This window comes from Pseudomonas sp. LG1E9 (assembly GCF_003290225.1).
In the GTDB taxonomy this organism is placed as follows: Bacteria; Pseudomonadota; Gammaproteobacteria; order Pseudomonadales; family Pseudomonadaceae; genus Aquipseudomonas; species Aquipseudomonas cyclaminis.
In genome coordinates this window covers 113,659-129,540 of the sequence record NZ_CP029983.1, presented here as the reverse complement: position 1 = coordinate 129,540, position 15,882 = coordinate 113,659, and the positions used below count along the sequence as shown (strand labels likewise).

Sequence of the window (15,882 nt, the reverse complement as noted above, 5' to 3'; positions counted from 1 at the left end):
GCATACGCTGTGTTGGGATGAGCGGACGTTGCGGCCGTGCGGCATGAGAGTCAAGTGCCAGGCTTGGGGGTGCGGGCCAGGCAGTACACATCCACCTGCCGCGCTCCGGCGCTGATCAACAGCCGCGCCAGGCTGTGGGCGGTAGCGCCGGTGGTGAGTACGTCGTCCACCAGTGCGAAGTGGCGGTCTTGTACCTGCGCGTCAGGGGCCAGGGCAAAGGCGTTGAGCAGGTTGCGTTTGCGGCTCTTGGCGTCGAGGTTCTGTTGCGCCAGGGTTTCATGGGGGCGCAACAACACGTGTTCATTGCAGGGGATAGTCAGGTCGGCGCTGAGCCAGCGCGCCAGCATCAGCGCCTGGTTATAACCGCGCTCGCGCAGGCGCTGGCTCGCCATGGGCACCGGCAGCAGTGCGTCCGGGCGAATGAGTTCGTGGTTGTCGAAGCGATGTTGCAGGTATTTTCCCAGTAAGTGCCCCAGCAGATGCCCGAGTGGCCAGCGTGCCTGGTGCTTGAAGCGGCTGATCAGGGTGTCCACGGGAAAACTGTAGGTCCAGGGCGCGATGACTTGTTTAAAGGCGGGCGGTTGTTTGAGGCATTGGCCGCAGACCAACCCGTCCATCGCCAGGGGCAGCGCGCAGATTTCGCAATGCTCCATCAGCCAAGGCAGCTCGGTTTCGCAGACGTTGCACACACAATCGGCTGTTTCTGTGGCTTCGTCGCAGAGTAAACAGGTCTGTGTGTTTTTTGACCAGATGTAAACTTGGTGCTTGTACCCAGGTTGACAGTGCATGAATCTTCCTTAAATATGCCGAGCATCCGTGTCGCGCCTGTGGGTATTACCTTTCCCGCAGCGAGAGCCCAAGCATAATCAAGGAATCGCCCATGAGCGCCAGCATCACCGCCACCTTGCGTCACGATTGGTCCCTGGCCGAAGTCAAAGCACTGTTCGTGCAGCCGTTCAACGACCTCTTGTTCCAGGCGCAGACCGTACACCGTGCGCATTTCGACGCGAACCGTGTACAGGTGTCGACCCTGCTGTCGATCAAGACCGGCGCCTGCCCGGAAGATTGCAAATATTGTCCGCAGTCGGGCCACTACAACACGGGCCTCGAAAAAGAAAAGCTGATGGAGGTGCAGAAGGTCCTCGAAGAGGCCGCTCGCGCCAAGGCCATCGGTTCGACCCGCTTCTGCATGGGCGCCGCCTGGAAACACCCGTCGGCCAAAGACATGCCGTACGTGCTGCAGATGGTCAAGGGCGTGAAAGCCATGGGCCTGGAAACCTGCATGACCCTCGGCCGTCTCGACCAGGACCAGACCGAAGCCCTGGCCCAGGCCGGCCTCGACTACTACAACCACAACCTGGATACCTCGCCGGAGTTCTACGGCAGCATCATCACGACCCGCACCTACAGCGAGCGCCTGCAAACCCTGGCCTATGTGCGTGACTCGGGGATGAAGATCTGTTCCGGCGGCATCCTCGGCATGGGCGAGTCCCTCGACGACCGCGCCAACCTGCTGATCCAGTTGGCCAACCTGCCGGAGCATCCAGAGTCGGTGCCGATCAACATGCTGGTGAAAGTGGCCGGTACGCCGTTGGAAAACGCCGAAGATATCGACCCGTTCGACTTCATCCGCATGCTCGCCGTGGCGCGCATCCTGATGCCGCAGTCCCACGTGCGCCTGTCGGCCGGTCGTGAAGCCATGAACGAGCAGATGCAGGCCCTGGCGTTTTTCGCCGGCGCCAACTCGATCTTCTACGGCGACAAACTGCTGACCACTGCCAACCCGCAGGCCGACAAGGACATGCAACTGTTCTCGCGCCTGGGCATCCTGCCGGAAGCCCGTGAAGAGCACGCCGATGAAGTGCATCAGGCGGCAATCGAGCAGGCATTGGTGGAGCAGAAGAGCAGCGAGCAGTTCTACAACGCTGCTGTTTGATTCGGACCCTGTAGGAGCCGGCTTGCTGTGGTGAGCAGGCTTGTCCTGCGCGGGGTTGCGAAGCAGCCCCTCCGACATTCTCGACTGAGTTAATCCTGTTAAACCGAGGCCAGCATGTCTTTCGATCTCTCTGCGCGCCTCGCTGCCCGCCGTGCCGAACACCTTTACCGCCAACGCCCATTGCTCCAGAGCCCTCAAGGCCCTGAAGTGGTGGTCGACGGCCAACCGTTGCTCGCCTTCTGCAATAACGACTACCTGGGCCTGGCCAATCACCCGCAAGTGATCGAAGCCTGGCGCGCCGGTGCTTCCCGTTGGGGCGTGGGCGGTGGCGCGTCGCACCTGGTGGTCGGGCATGCCACGCCGCACCATGAGCTGGAAGAGGCGCTGGCTGACCTGACCGGTCGCCCGCGTGCGCTGCTGTTTACCACCGGCTACATGGCCAATATGGGCGCGGTCACGGCGCTGGTGGGGCAGGGCGACACGGTGCTGCAGGACCGGCTCAATCACGCGTCGTTGCTGGATGCGGGCTTACTGTCCGGGGCGCGCTTCAATCGCTATCTGCACAACGACGCGGCCAGCCTGGCCAAGCGCCTGGAGAAAGCCACCGGCAATACGTTGGTAGTCACCGATGGCGTGTTCAGCATGGACGGCGATTTGGCTGACTTGCCCGCCCTGGCCCGTGAAGCCAAGGCCAAAGGCGCCTGGCTGATGGTCGACGACGCCCATGGCTTCGGCCCGCTGGGGGCCAACGGCGCAGGCATCGTCGAGCATTTCGGCTTGAGCCAGGAAGACGTGCCCGTATTGGTCGGCACCCTGGGCAAAGCCTTCGGTACCGCCGGCGCGTTTGTGGCGGGCAGTGAAGACTTGATCGAAAGCCTGATCCAGTTTGCTCGCCCCTATATCTACACCACCAGCCAACCACCGGCGCTGGCCTGCGCCACGTTGAAAAGCCTGGAACTGCTGCGCACCGAGCATTGGCGGCGTGAACACCTCAACGGCCTGATCCGTCAGTTCCGCCACGGCGCCGAGCAGCTTGGCCTGGACTTGATGGACAGCTTTACACCGATCCAGCCGATCCTGATCGGCGACAGCGCCAGGGCCGTGCGTTTGTCCCGGATGCTGCGCGAGCGTGGCCTGATGGTCACCGCGATCCGCCCACCTACTGTGCCCGTCGGCAGCGCCCGTTTGCGCGTGACATTGACGGCGGCACACAGTGAGGCGCAGGTGCAGCTATTGTTAAACGCATTGGAAGAGTGTTTCCGCTTGCCAGGCGCCCTGGAGCCCGACCATGCGTGATCGACTGATATTGCTGCCCGGCTGGGGCCTTGGCGTATCGCCGCTGGAACCATTGGCCACCGCATTGCGTGGGCTGGACGAGCATCTGCACGTACAGATCGAGCCGTTGCCGGCGCTGGGCGTCAGCGATCTCGGCGAATGGTTGGATGAACTCGACGCCACCTTGCCGGACAACACCTGGCTCGGCGGTTGGTCGCTGGGCGGCATGCTGGCCTCTGAATTGGCGGCGCGACGCGGTGAACGCTGCTGTGGCTTGCTGACCCTGGCGAGCAACCCGTGTTTTGTCGCCCACGACAGTTGGCCGAGTGCGATGCCCGCCGAGACCTTCGATGCGTTTCTCGCCGGGTGCCACGCGGACTCCCAGGTCACGCTCAAGCGCTTCGGCCTGTTGTGTGCCAAAGGCGCCGCAGACCCTCGCGGGCTCGCGCGGTTGTTGGTCAGTGGCGCGCCGAAGACGCCGTCCGCCGTGTTGATGACCGGTCTTGAACTGCTTGCGCAACTGGACACCCGCGAAGCCTTGCTGGCCTATCGCGGCCCGCAGTTGCATCTGTTTGCCGGTATGGACGGCTTGGTGCCCGCCGAAGCCGCCAGCGACCTGCTGGCGCTGCTGCCCGATGTTGAAATCGGTCTGATTGAACAGGCCGGTCACGCGTTTCTTCTGGAAGACCCCCACGGTGTAGCGGGGGCCATCCAGGCTTTTTTGCATGAGTGTGTCGATGACTGATCTATCCCACCCCCCTCTGCCGGGTGCCTTGCCAGACAAGCGCCAGGTGGCGGCGTCGTTTTCCCGTGCGGCGGCCAGTTACGACAGCGTCGCCGAGTTGCAGCGCGCTGTGGGGCACGCGTTGCTGTCCCGCCTGCCGTCAGCCTGTGCGCCACGTCGTTGGCTGGATATGGGATGTGGTACGGGGTATTTCAGTCGCGTGCTGGGGGATTTATTGCCCGCCAGTCAGGGCGTGGCCCTGGATATCGCCGAAGGCATGCTCAACCATGCGCGGCCCTTGGGTGGCGCGCAGCATTTCATCGCGGGGGATGCCGAACGCTTGCCGCTGAACGCCGAGCGCTTTGAGCTGATCTTCTCCAGCCTTGCGGTGCAATGGTGTGCGAACTTCGATGCGGTGCTCAGCGAGGCCCATCGCGTGCTGCAACCGGGCGGGGTGTTGGCGTTTGCCAGTTTGTGCGTGGGCACATTGGATGAACTGCGCGAAAGCTGGCGCGCCGCCGATGGCCTGGTGCACGTCAATCGCTTCCGCACCTTCGAGGCTTACCAGCAATTGTGCGCGGCCAGCGGTTTGCGCGTGGTCAGCCTGGAGCGCCAGCCCCACGTGCTGCATTACCCGGATGTACGCAGCCTGACCCATGAATTGAAGGCCCTCGGTGCACACAACCTCAACCCCGGCCGCCCCGGCGGGTTGACTGGCCGGGCGCGGATTGTGGCACTGGTTGAGGCTTATGAGCGGTTCCGCCAGGCCCAGGGCCTGCCGGCGACTTATCAAGTGGTGTATGCCGTACTGGAGAAACCTCAATGAGCGTCGCTTATTTCATTACGGGCACCGACACCGATGTCGGCAAGACCACCGTCGCCGCCGGCCTCCTGCATGCCGCCCGCCAAGCCGGCAAAAGCACCGCCGCCGGTAAACCCGTGGCCTCCGGTTGTGCCGTGACCCCCAACGGCCTGCGCAATGCCGATGCCCTGGCGCTGCTGGCCGAATGCTCATTGCCGTTGAGTTATGCCGAGGTCAATCCGGTGGCGTTCGAACCGGCCATAGCCCCTCATCTGGCGGCGCGGGAGGCCGGTGTTTCGCTGACGGTGCAATCGCTGCTCAAGCCCATGCAACTGGTTCTGGCGCGGCACGCGGATTTCACCTTGATCGAGGGCGCGGGCGGCTGGCGCGTGCCGCTGGCTGACCAGGCCAATCTGTCGGACCTGGCCATCGCGCTCAAACTGCCGGTGATCCTGGTGGTGGGCGTGCGTCTGGGCTGTATCAGCCATGCTTTGCTCACCGCCGAAGCCATCGCACGGGACGGTTTGGCGCTGGCGGGTTGGGTCGCGAACATCATCGACCCCAAGACCTCCCGCCTGGAGGAAAACCTCGCCACCTTGGCCGAACGGTTGCCCGCACCGTGCCTGGGGCGCGTGCCCAAACTCAAGCTTGCCGGCGCCGAAGCCGTGGCGGAATACTTGCAGTTGGACTTGCTTGACTGATTTTGGCTATCGATAAGGCATTGTGCTATTAGTGTTTTTGACGGGCGTTTTGCCACGTTCTCTGCTTCAATCAGCGTTCACGATTCTCTAAAGGCAGGCTTACGCCATGGAAATCTCTGGAAGCAGCGCGTTTTACTCGGGCCTGAATACCATTCAGTCCGGGCAAAGCCGTGTCGACCAGGCCGCTGGCAAGATCGCCAGTGCAGCCACCAGCCAACCTTCGGATGCCCAGAATGATCGCTTGCAGGCGGTCAACCGTGGCCAGCCGACCAACTCCGCCAGCAATATGGTGGAACTGGCCGAAGGCAAGTTTCAGGTGGAGCTGGGCGTCAAAGTCGCCAAGGCTTCCGACGAAATGCTCGGTACGCTGATCGACACCTACGCCTGATCTAAAAGTGTGGGAGGGGGGCAAGCCCCTTCCCACATTTGCCCTGTTTATCCTGAACCCTCTCCTACACTCTCTTTGATGTGGCATCTCGCCGCAGGCCTTGTTGCGCCTGGGTTGATCCACGTCATGACAAACGGCGCTTGGACGACGCTTGACATCCCCAGGTCGTAAACGTATGTTTCAAACACCTGTTTGACCGCCACAACACATTCCACGCGGTTGTTCATTCCAGCTACATCAGCAGAGGTTTATCGCTATGCCTGACTACAAGGCCCCCTTGCGTGATATTCGCTTCGTTCGTGACGAACTGCTCGGTTATGAAGCGCACTATCAGAGCCTGCCGGCTTGCCAGGACGCTACTCCGGACATGGTTGACGCCATCCTTGAAGAGGGCGCCAAGTTCTGTGAACAAGTGCTGGCACCGCTGAACCGCGTGGGCGACATCGAAGGGTGCACCTGGAGTGAGTCAGGCGTTAAGACGCCGACGGGTTTCAAAGAAGCCTACAAGCAATTCGTCGAAGGCGGCTGGCCTAGCCTGGCCCACGACGTGGAACACGGCGGCCAAGGCCTGCCGGAATCCCTGGGCCTGGCGGTGAGTGAAATGGTTGGCGCCGCCAACTGGTCGTGGGGCATGTACCCAGGCCTGTCCCACGGTGCGATGAACACCATCTCTGAGCACGGCACCCCTGAACAGCAAGACGCTTACCTGACCAAACTGGTATCGGGCGAATGGACCGGCACCATGTGCCTGACCGAGCCACACTGCGGCACCGACCTGGGCATGCTGCGTACCAAGGCCGAGCCTCAGGCCGACGGTTCCTACAAAGTCTCCGGCACCAAGATCTTCATCTCGGCCGGTGAGCACGACATGGCCGACAACATCGTCCACATCGTACTGGCCCGCCTGCCGGACGCGCCGGCCGGCACCAAAGGTATCTCGCTGTTTATCGTGCCGAAGTTCCTGCCCAACGCCGACGGTTCGGTGGGTGAGCGCAACGCGGTGTCCTGTGGCTCCCTGGAACACAAGATGGGCATCCACGGCAACGCCACCTGCGTGATGAACTTCGATGCGGCCACCGGTTTCCTGATCGGCCCGGCGAACAAAGGCCTGAACTGCATGTTCACCTTTATGAACACCGCGCGCCTGGGCACCGCACTGCAAGGCCTGTCCCACGCCGAGATCGGCTTCCAGGGCGGCCTGAAATACGCTCGCGATCGCCTGCAAATGCGCTCCCTGACCGGCCCGAAAGCACCGGACAAGGCTGCTGACCCGATCATCGTGCATCCCGACGTGCGCCGCATGCTGCTGACCATGAAAGCCTTCGCTGAAGGCAACCGTGCGATGGTGTACTTCACCGCCAAGCAAGTGGACATCGTCAAGTACGGCACCGACGACGAAGCCAAGAAACAGGCCGACGGCCTGCTGGCTTTCATGACCCCAATCGCCAAGGCGTTCATGACCGAAGTCGGCTTTGAAGCGGCTAACCATGGCGTGCAGATCTACGGCGGCCACGGCTTCATCGCCGAGTGGGGCATGGAGCAGAACGTTCGCGACAGCCGCATTTCGATGTTGTACGAAGGCACCACCGGTATCCAGGCGCTGGACCTGCTCGGCCGTAAAGTGCTGATGACCCAGGGCGAAGCGCTCAAGGGCTTCACCAAGATCGTGCATAAGTTCTGCCAGGCCAACGAAGGCAACGCCGCCGTTCAGGAGTTCGTGACACCGCTGGCTGCACTGAACAAAGAGTGGGGCGAGTTGACCATGAAGGTCGGCATGGCCGCGATGAAAGACCGTGAAGAAGTCGGCGCCGCCTCGGTGGATTACCTGATGTACTCCGGTTACGCGTGCCTGGCTTACTTCTGGGCCGACATGGCCCGCCTGGCGGCTGAAAAACTGGCTGCCGGCACCACCGAAGAGGCCTTCTACACCGCCAAGCTACAGACCGCGCGCTTCTACTTCCAGCGCATCCTGCCGCGTACTCTGGCGCACAAGGCAACCATGCTGTCGGGCGCCAACAACCTGATGGACATGAAAGAGGAAGACTTCGGCCTGGCTTACTAAGCCTCACCGGGTTTACCTGAAACCGCCGCTTCCTTTGGGAGCGGCGGTTTTTTTTGGAGGATAAAAAACACAGCACAGCGCTCAGGGATTGCCGCCGGCTGCCGTTACAGTGATGGCAATGTGATACATGGCGGACAGGGTGTGCTTAACTGTTCCGCCCAAGGCACATTGCCATCATTTTTTGCGGGTCGGAGTTTTACCCTTGTCACGCGTGTCCGCTGTACGTTTCAGTCATTTTCTACCTTCGTTGCTGCTCTTGCTGGCCGGGCTCTCGGCTGCGTACGTCAAGGACCTCAACGTCTTCTTCACATCACTGTTCAACGTGTTGCCCACCTTGGTGCTGTTGCTCGGCGGTTCGTACTGCGCGGTTTATCGGCGCCAGCGTGAGCTGTTTTTGATGATCACCGTGTACATTGCCTACTTCCTGCTCGATACCCAAACCGATTTCTATCGCGACAACGGCCGCGTGCGCGAAGACGCGGCGGTGGTGTTTCATCTGTGTTGCCTGTTGTTGCCGCTGCTGTTCAGCATCTACGCGCTGTGGCAGGAGAAAACTCATTTGTTCCGCGACTTCGTGGCCCGCTGCGCCGTGTTGCTGGCCATCGGCAGTGTGGCGCTGGCCCTGGAACAGAGTTTTCCGCAGGCGGTGCTGAACTGGCTGGCAGAGATTCGCTGGCCGGCGCTGCACGGCACTTGGATGAGCCTGATCCAGTTGTCGTATCCGATGTTCCTGATCGGTTTTCTCACCCTCGCCGCACAGTACTGGTACCAACCGCGCCCCCTGCATGCGGCGCAATTGGTCGGGCTGCTGGGGCTGTTCTGGATGTTGCCGAAAACCTTCATCCTGCCGTTTACCCTGAACATCATGTGTAGCCAGGTGATGCTGATGATTGCTGCGGGCGTGGCCCACGAGGCCTATCAAATGGCGTTCCGCGATGAACTGACCGGCCTGCCGGGGCGCCGCGCCCTCAACGAACGCATGCAACGGCTGGGGCGCAACTATGTGCTGGCAATGACCGACGTCGATCACTTCAAACGCTTCAACGATACCCATGGTCACGACGTGGGTGACCAAGTGCTGCGTCTGGTGGCGAGCAAGCTGTCCAAGGTCAACGGCGGCGGGCGTGCCTATCGCTATGGCGGCGAGGAGTTCGCCGTGGTATTTGCCGGCAAGACCCTCGATGAGTGCATGCCGCACTTGGAAGAAATCCGCGAAATTGTCGCCAACTACGACATCAAGCTACGCAACGCGGACCGCCCTCATGACGATCAGCAAGGCCGTCAGCGCCGAGCGGGCAGCGGCGCGACGAGCGTGTCGGTGACCGTCAGCATCGGCGTGGCCGAGCGCCAGGCCGAGCAGCGCACGCCGGAAGAAGTCCTCAAGTCTGCCGACCAGGCACTCTATGCCGCCAAGGGCGCGGGGCGTAACTGCGTGATTGCCGCCGGGCAGACCCGCCGTGGCGCAGTGCGCATGGAAAGCGCTACCGGTTGAGTAATGGCGCTGTATTCAGCGGTTCTACAGTGATTGTTTGCGGCGTTCGCCGGCAGTAGGTTGAGACTATCTGCTGCCGGAGACATGACCATGCCTGAGTACAAAGCTCCCCTGCGCGACATGCGCTTTCTGATTGACAACGTGTTCGATTTCCACGGCCACTACGCCGCGCTGGGCGCAACCGACGCCAGCCCGGACATGGTCAGCGCGATCCTCGAAGAAGGCGCGAGATTCTGCGAGAACGTGCTCTCGCCGCTCAACCGCAGCGGCGATGAAGAGGGCTGCCATTTCGATAATGGCGTCGTTACCACGCCCAAGGGGTTCAAGGAGGCCTTCGCCCAGTACGTCGAAGGCGGCTGGCACGGTGTGGCGGCAGACCCGGCCTACGGTGGCCAAGGCTTGCCGCAATCCCTGGGTCTGGTGCTCAGTGAGATGATCGGCTCCAGCAATACCTCCTGGGGTATGTACCCCGGGCTGACCCACGGCGCCATGTCGGCGATCCACGCGCACGGCACCCCTGAGCAGAAAGACACCTTCCTGAGCAAACTCACGGCCGGCGAATGGACCGGCACCATGTGCCTCACCGAAGCCCATTGCGGCACCGACCTCGGCCTGATCAAGACCCGCGCCGTGCCACAGGCGGACGGCAGTTATGCGGTCACCGGCAGCAAAATCTTCATCTCGGCCGGCGAGCACGACATGAGCGCCAACATCATCCACTTGGTGTTGGCCAAACTGCCGGATGCGCCGGCGGGCACCAAGGGCATCTCGCTGTTTATCGTGCCCAAGTTCCACGCCGATTCCGGCGAACGCAACGCGGTGCACTGCGGGTCCATCGAGCACAAGATGGGCATCAAGGCCTCGGCCACCTGCGTGCTGAACTTCGACGGTGCCAAGGGCTTTTTGATTGGCGAGGCCAACAAAGGCCTCAACTGCATGTTCACCATGATGAACCACGCGCGGCTGGGCACCGGCATGCAAGGCCTGTGCAACGGCGAGGCGAGCTTCCAGGGCGCGGTCAAATACGCCAACGACCGCCTGCAAATGCGCTCGCTCACCGGCGCCAAGGCTCCGGACAAGGCCGCCGATCCGATCATCGTGCACCCCGATGTGCGCCGCATGCTGCTGACCATGAAAGCCTTCAACGAAGGCAACCGCGCACTGACCTACTTCACCGCGCAATTGCTCGACACTGCGCACATGAGCAGCGACGCCGCTCAACGCCAGGACGCTGAAGACCTGTTGGCGTTTCTCACGCCCATCTGCAAGGCGTTTATGACCGACACCGGGCTGGAAGTGACCAACCACGGCATGCAGGTGTTTGGTGGTCACGGCTACATCCGCGAATGGGGCATGGAACAACTGGCCCGCGATGCGCGGATTGCGCCGATCTATGAAGGCACCAACGGCATCCAGGCGCTCGACCTGCTGGGCCGCAAGATATTGGGCAGCCAGGGCAAGTTGCTGCGCGGCTTCACCAAAATTGTGCATAAGTTCTGCGCCGCGAATGCTGAACATCCGCAGTTCAAGGCCTTTGTGGCGCAGCTCAATCAATTGAACGGAGAGTGGGGCGAACTGACCACCCAGGTCGGCATGGCCGCGATGAAAAATCCTGACGAAGTGGGCGCCGCTGCCGTGGATTACTTGATGTACAGCGGTTACATCATCCTCGCCTACCTGTGGCTGCGCATGGCGATCGCGGCGCAGGCCCATGACGATGTCGAGTTTGCCAAGGCCAAGCTGGCCACGTGCGAGTTCTACTTCAAGCGCCTGCTACCGCGTACGGCAACCCACCGTGCAGCGGTGGAAGCGGGCAGCGAATGCCTGATGAGTCTGCCGGCGGAGGCGTTTGCTTTGTAATGACTTAAAAATACCAATCAGTCACAAGTGGACCCTATGTGTCTGAAAAGTTGTTCGGGTACACTCGGAGCCTGTAAAACCGATCCTATCGAATCACTTTTCACGTTCCCACGAGGTTTGCCATGGCTGATTACAAAGCGCCGCTGCGTGATATGCGCTTCGTCCTCAACGAAGTTTTTGAGGTCGCCAGCACCTGGGCCCAATTGCCGGCATTGGCAGACACCGTCGACGCCGAAACCGTCGAGGCGATCCTCGAAGAAGCCGGCAAGGTCACCGCCAAATCCATTGCCCCGATCAGTCGCAGCGGCGATGAACAAGGCTGCCGCTGGGACAACACAGCGGTGTTCACCCCGGACGGTTACCCACAGGCCTACAAAACCTACGCTGAAGGCGGCTGGGTCGGCGTCGGCGGCGATCCTGCGTTTGGCGGCATGGGCATGCCCAAGGCTGTGTCGGCGCAGGTTGAGGAGATGATCAACTCGTCGAGCCTGGCGTTTGGCCTGTATCCAATGTTGACGTCCGGTGCGTGTGTGTCGATCAACACCCACGCCAGTGAAGAACTCAAGGCGGCCTACCTGCCGAAGATGTATTCCGGCGAGTGGGCCGGGTCCATGTGCCTGACCGAGGCCCATGCCGGCACCGACCTGGGGATTATCCGTACCAAGGCCGAGCCGCAGACGGATGGTTCCTACAAAATCAGCGGCACCAAGATTTTCATTACCGGTGGCGAGCACGACCTCACCGAAAACATCATCCATCTGGTCCTGGCCAAGCTGCCGGATGCGCCGGCCGGGCCTAAAGGCATTTCGCTGTTCCTGGTGCCGAAGTTCATGGTCAACACCGACGGCAGCCTGGGCGCGCGCAACCTGGTGAGCTGTGGCTCCATTGAACACAAGATGGGTATCCAGGCGTCCGCGACCTGCGTGATGAACTTCGACGAAGCCGTGGGTTACCTGGTGGGCGAGCCTAATCGCGGGCTGGCGGCGATGTTCACCATGATGAACTACGAGCGTCTGGGTGTGGGTATCCAGGGCTTGGCGTCCGGCGAGCGTTCCTATCAGAACGCGATTGAATATGCCCGTGACCGCTTGCAAAGCCGTGCGCCGACCGGTGCCCAGGCGAAAGACAAAGTCGCTGACCCGATCATCGTCCACCCGGACGTGCGCCGCATGCTGCTGACCATGAAAGCCGCCAATGAAGGCGGCCGTGCGTTCTCCACCTACGTGGCAACGCAGTTGGACATCGCCAAGTTCAGCGAAGACGCCGCAGCCCGTGAACGAGCGGATAACCTGGTGGCATTGCTGACGCCGGTGGCCAAGGCGTTCCTCAGCGACCTGGGCCTGGAAACCACGGTGCTCGGCCAGCAGGTGTTTGGCGGCCACGGTTACATCCGCGAGTGGGGCCAGGAGCAATTGGTGCGTGATGTGCGCATCACCCAGATCTACGAAGGCACCAACGGCATTCAGGCCCTGGACTTGATGGGCCGCAAGATCGTGGGCAGCGGCGGGGCGTTCTACACCTTGTTCGCTGATGAGATCCGCCAGTTCGTCGTTGAGTCAGGCCCTGGGTTGACCGAGTTCACTAAACCGCTGAGCGCGGCGGTGGATAACCTGGATGAACTGACGGCCTGGGTACTGGATCGCGCCAAGACCAACCCGAATGAAATCGGCGCGGCCTCGGTGGAGTATTTGCATGCGTTTGGATACATGGCCTACGCCTACATGTGGGCGCGTATGGCCAAGGCCGCGTTGGGCAAAGAGGCTGAAGAAGACTTCTACGCCAGCAAACTGGGGACGGCGCGCTTCTACTTTGCACGCCTGCTGCCGCGTATTCACTCGCTGAGCGCGTCGGTAAAGGCCGGGAGTGAATCACTGTTTCTGCTGGATGAGGCACTGTTCTAAGGGTTTGGAGGGCGTGTAAGCATTCTCTTACATGACGTACTGCTATTCGTCCTCTATCGCCAAATTGGATCCACGGATAATCTACTTCACATGGACGTCGCGCAGGAAGCGCAAAGCAACAACACGGACACGTAGGATTCTGCCAGGACGGCGGAGTGAAATGGATGTCAGGGAAACAGTCTGCAAAGCCCCGCTTCGGCGGGGTTTTCTTTTGCCTGCGAAAAAGTCAGGCCGGCGCCTGCGGGGCATTCATCACGTCTTCGAGCAAGGTGCGCAGCAACGCCACCGTCGCCTGTTGACGCTGCACATCACGGCAGACCAGGCCTACTTTCAGCGGCACCCGCGGTTCACTCAAGGGTTTCCACAGCAGCATCTGGCTGTTGTGTTCGTCCTGGGAGCGCCCCGGCAGCACGGTTGCCAGTTTGGTATGGGGCAGGCTGTCGAGAATCCCCACCATGGTATTGAGCTCAGCCTGTACTTGCGGTCGTCGCCCAAGATTGGCGAGCTGGCCCTGCCATATCTGCCTGATTTGAAACTCTTCCCCCAATAGCAACATTGGCAACTCGGCCGCTTGTTTCAGCGAGACTTTCTTGAATTCGCGCAGGGGATGATCGTCCGGGATCACCACTTTCAGCTCATCCTCATACAGCAGCACGCCGTGTAACCCCGGCTGACGCGGCGGCAGGTAACTGATGCCAATGTCCAGCGAGCCGTTGAGCAGCCGCCGTTCTATCTCAATCCCGGTGAGTTCATAGATCTGCACCACCAGGTGCGGCTGGGCCTTGCGCACCCGCTCAAGCATCTGCGGCACCAGGCTGGTGTGCACGGTTTGCAGCACTCCGATGGCCAAGGTGCGCAAGGCCTGGCCTTTGAAGTTGCGTAGCGCCTCGACAGCTTGCTGCATGCCATCGATCAACGGCAGCGCATGGTTGTACAGCGTGTGGGCGGCCAGGGTTGGCAGCAGACGCTTGCTGCTGCGCTCGAACAGGCTCACATCCAGGTTCTGCTCCAACTGGCGAATCTGCTGTGACAGCGCCGGTTGAGAGATCGACAGACGTTCGGCGGCACGGCCCACATGGCCTTCTTCATATACCGCGACGAAATAACGCAGTTGCTTGAAATCCATAAGACTTTCTTATCGAAAAAGCTGCAAAATCGAAATGGCCGTTGGCCTGTGAGACGCCTAGTCTAGCGCCTATTCGCAGGGCTTACAGGGCCGGATCGGGCAATGAACAGTGTTTGTGTTGATAGCGTTTACATAGGCAAGTCAAAAAATCCAAAGGCAGTGTCGGCGCCAGGCTTGGTTGCTATCGGGACGGATCTGTGAACTTGTTCTCTATCCGCCGCCCCGCGCCAAGCCTGGACGATTTGGTCCTGGATGCGCCGCGCAATGATCCCTCCAGCGAATCCTTGATGCCCACGGTGGCGCGGCCGCAACACGTCTTCGTGCGTGGCCAGGGTTCCTGGTTGTGGGACAGTGACGACCGCGCCTATTTGGACTTCAGCCAAGGCAATGGCGCCAACAGCCTCGGACACAGCCCGCGGGTGTTGATCAAAGCCTTGAGCGAACAGACCCACGCGCTGATCAACCCCGGCATGGGCCTGCATAACCGCGTTCAACTCAACCTCGTTGAGCGCTTGTGCCACCGCACCGGCAGCGACCAGGCTTATTTGCTCAACAGCGGCGCGGAAGCCTGTGAAGCGGCGATCAAACTGGCGCGTAAATGGGGCCAACTGCACCGCGGCGGCGCCTATCGCATCATCAGCGCCAGCAACGGTTGCCATGGCCGCAGTTTCGCGGCGCTGGCGGCATCGGCCGGGACCTTGGAAAACCGTTTCGAGCCGCAACTGCCCGGTTTCAGCCATGTGCCTTTCAACGACCTGCCGGCCCTGCACGCTGCTGTCGATGCGCAAACCGTTGCCATCCTGCTTGAGCCGATCCAGGGCGCCAACGTAACCCCCGCGACCGAACACTACCTCAAGGGCGTCGAGCGCCTTTGCCGTGAACTGGGAATCCTGCTGATCCTCGACGAAGTGCAGACCGGCCTCGGTCGTTGTGGCACGTTGCTGGCCGAACAACAGTACGGCGTACGGGCCGACATCATCACCCTCGGCAAAGGCCTGGGCGGCGGCGTGCCTCTCGCGGCGCTACTGGCGCGTGGTAGCGCGTGTTGTTTCGAAGTGGGCGAACTGGAAGGTACCCATCACGGCAATGCATTGATGGCTACAGCCGGCGCGGCGGTACTCGACGCGGTGCTGGAACATGGTTTTCTTGAGCACGTGCGTGAATCCGGTCTTTATCTGGGCGAAGGCCTTGCCCGCCTGGCCTACCGCTACGAGCACGGCCAACTGCGCGGACAAGGTCTGATGTGGGGCCTGACGTTGTCGGATGATTCTGCCGATGCCGTGGTAAACGCCGCGCTGCAAGAAGGCCTGATCCTCAATGCCCCGCAACCTGACTGCCTGCGCTTCACCCCGGCGTTGACCGTGAGCAGAAGCAACATCGACGACATGCTCCTGCGCCTGGCCCGCGCCTTCTCCCGCGTGCGCACCGCACAACTGCAATGCCGCAAGGGCATCGCTGTTTAACCCCATTTTCCTGAACCGTCTCGCGGCATACGCGGCGCCTCCAGCCTGATTTTTTTGGCTGGGGGCGTTTTTTTGTGTGTGAAATTTTTGGATTGAAAGCGTTGATTGATCGATTTTGAAAATAGTGGCTTTTTAGCGGGCGTCGGCAAGGA

13 protein-coding genes are annotated in these 15,882 nt (G+C 61.2%); 11 read left to right on the top strand and 2 right to left on the bottom strand.

The window, feature by feature from the left end; all coding sequences use genetic code 11:
- Nucleotides 1–50 precede the first annotated feature (50 nt).
- Nucleotides 51–788, bottom strand: coding sequence for a ComF family protein (locus tag DNK50_RS00760; RefSeq protein ID WP_112192593.1), 738 nt, complete (start codon nucleotides 786–788; stop codon nucleotides 51–53).
- A gap of 92 nt (nucleotides 789–880) precedes the next feature.
- Between DNK50_RS00760 and bioB the strand changes: the two genes are divergently transcribed.
- The 10 genes from bioB (at nucleotide 881) to DNK50_RS00710 (ending at nucleotide 13,141) form a co-directional block, all read left to right on the top strand.
- Nucleotides 881–1,936 carry a biotin synthase BioB gene (gene bioB, locus DNK50_RS00755; protein ID WP_112192592.1) on the top strand — a complete coding sequence of 352 codons (1,056 nt, stop codon included), beginning with the start codon at nucleotides 881–883 and terminating at the stop codon, nucleotides 1,934–1,936.
- A 114-nt stretch (nucleotides 1,937–2,050) separates the two neighbouring features.
- A complete protein-coding gene (bioF, locus tag DNK50_RS00750) occupies nucleotides 2,051–3,232 on the top strand; it encodes an 8-amino-7-oxononanoate synthase (protein WP_112192591.1) in 1,182 nt (393 codons plus the stop codon).
- Nucleotides 3,225–3,956, top strand: coding sequence for an alpha/beta fold hydrolase (locus DNK50_RS00745; protein WP_112192590.1), 732 nt, complete (start codon nucleotides 3,225–3,227; stop codon nucleotides 3,954–3,956). Before bioF ends, DNK50_RS00745 begins: the two co-directional genes overlap by 8 nt.
- The gene (gene bioC, locus DNK50_RS00740; RefSeq protein WP_112192589.1) at nucleotides 3,949–4,761 is read left to right on the top strand and encodes a malonyl-ACP O-methyltransferase BioC; all 813 of its coding nucleotides are present in this window, start codon (nucleotides 3,949–3,951) and stop codon (nucleotides 4,759–4,761) included. The genes DNK50_RS00745 and bioC overlap by 8 nt, the downstream gene beginning before the upstream one ends.
- On the top strand, nucleotides 4,758–5,438 hold the full coding sequence (bioD, locus tag DNK50_RS00735; RefSeq protein ID WP_112192588.1) for a dethiobiotin synthase: 681 nt from the start codon (nucleotides 4,758–4,760) through the stop codon (nucleotides 5,436–5,438). The genes bioC and bioD overlap by 4 nt, the downstream gene beginning before the upstream one ends.
- Before the next feature lie 106 nt (nucleotides 5,439–5,544).
- Nucleotides 5,545–5,826 carry a pyrroloquinoline quinone biosynthesis protein PqqE gene (locus DNK50_RS00730; RefSeq protein ID WP_099585700.1) on the top strand — a complete coding sequence of 94 codons (282 nt, stop codon included), beginning with the start codon at nucleotides 5,545–5,547 and terminating at the stop codon, nucleotides 5,824–5,826.
- A 256-nt stretch (nucleotides 5,827–6,082) separates the two neighbouring features.
- On the top strand, nucleotides 6,083–7,888 hold the full coding sequence (locus DNK50_RS00725; protein ID WP_099585699.1) for a phenylacyl-CoA dehydrogenase: 1,806 nt from the start codon (nucleotides 6,083–6,085) through the stop codon (nucleotides 7,886–7,888).
- Nucleotides 7,889–8,090: 202 nt separating this feature from the next.
- Nucleotides 8,091–9,380 (top strand): diguanylate cyclase, encoded by a 1,290-nt coding sequence (locus DNK50_RS00720; RefSeq protein WP_099585698.1) that lies wholly within the window; start codon nucleotides 8,091–8,093, stop codon nucleotides 9,378–9,380.
- A gap of 90 nt (nucleotides 9,381–9,470) precedes the next feature.
- Nucleotides 9,471–11,240 carry an acyl-CoA dehydrogenase C-terminal domain-containing protein gene (locus tag DNK50_RS00715; protein ID WP_112192587.1) on the top strand — a complete coding sequence of 590 codons (1,770 nt, stop codon included), beginning with the start codon at nucleotides 9,471–9,473 and terminating at the stop codon, nucleotides 11,238–11,240.
- Between the two features lie 122 nt (nucleotides 11,241–11,362).
- A complete protein-coding gene (locus DNK50_RS00710; protein ID WP_112192586.1) occupies nucleotides 11,363–13,141 on the top strand; it encodes an acyl-CoA dehydrogenase C-terminal domain-containing protein in 1,779 nt (592 codons plus the stop codon).
- A gap of 226 nt (nucleotides 13,142–13,367) precedes the next feature.
- Here the strand turns inward: DNK50_RS00710 and DNK50_RS00705 are convergent, their stop codons facing one another.
- A complete protein-coding gene (locus DNK50_RS00705) occupies nucleotides 13,368–14,267 on the bottom strand; it encodes a LysR family transcriptional regulator (RefSeq protein ID WP_099585695.1) in 900 nt (299 codons plus the stop codon).
- Nucleotides 14,268–14,464: 197 nt separating this feature from the next.
- On the opposite strand from DNK50_RS00705, the gene DNK50_RS00700 reads away from it, so the two are divergent.
- Entirely contained in the window at nucleotides 14,465–15,730 is a 1,266-nt protein-coding gene (locus DNK50_RS00700; RefSeq protein ID WP_112192585.1) for an aspartate aminotransferase family protein, read from the top strand.
- Nucleotides 15,731–15,882 lie beyond the last annotated feature (152 nt).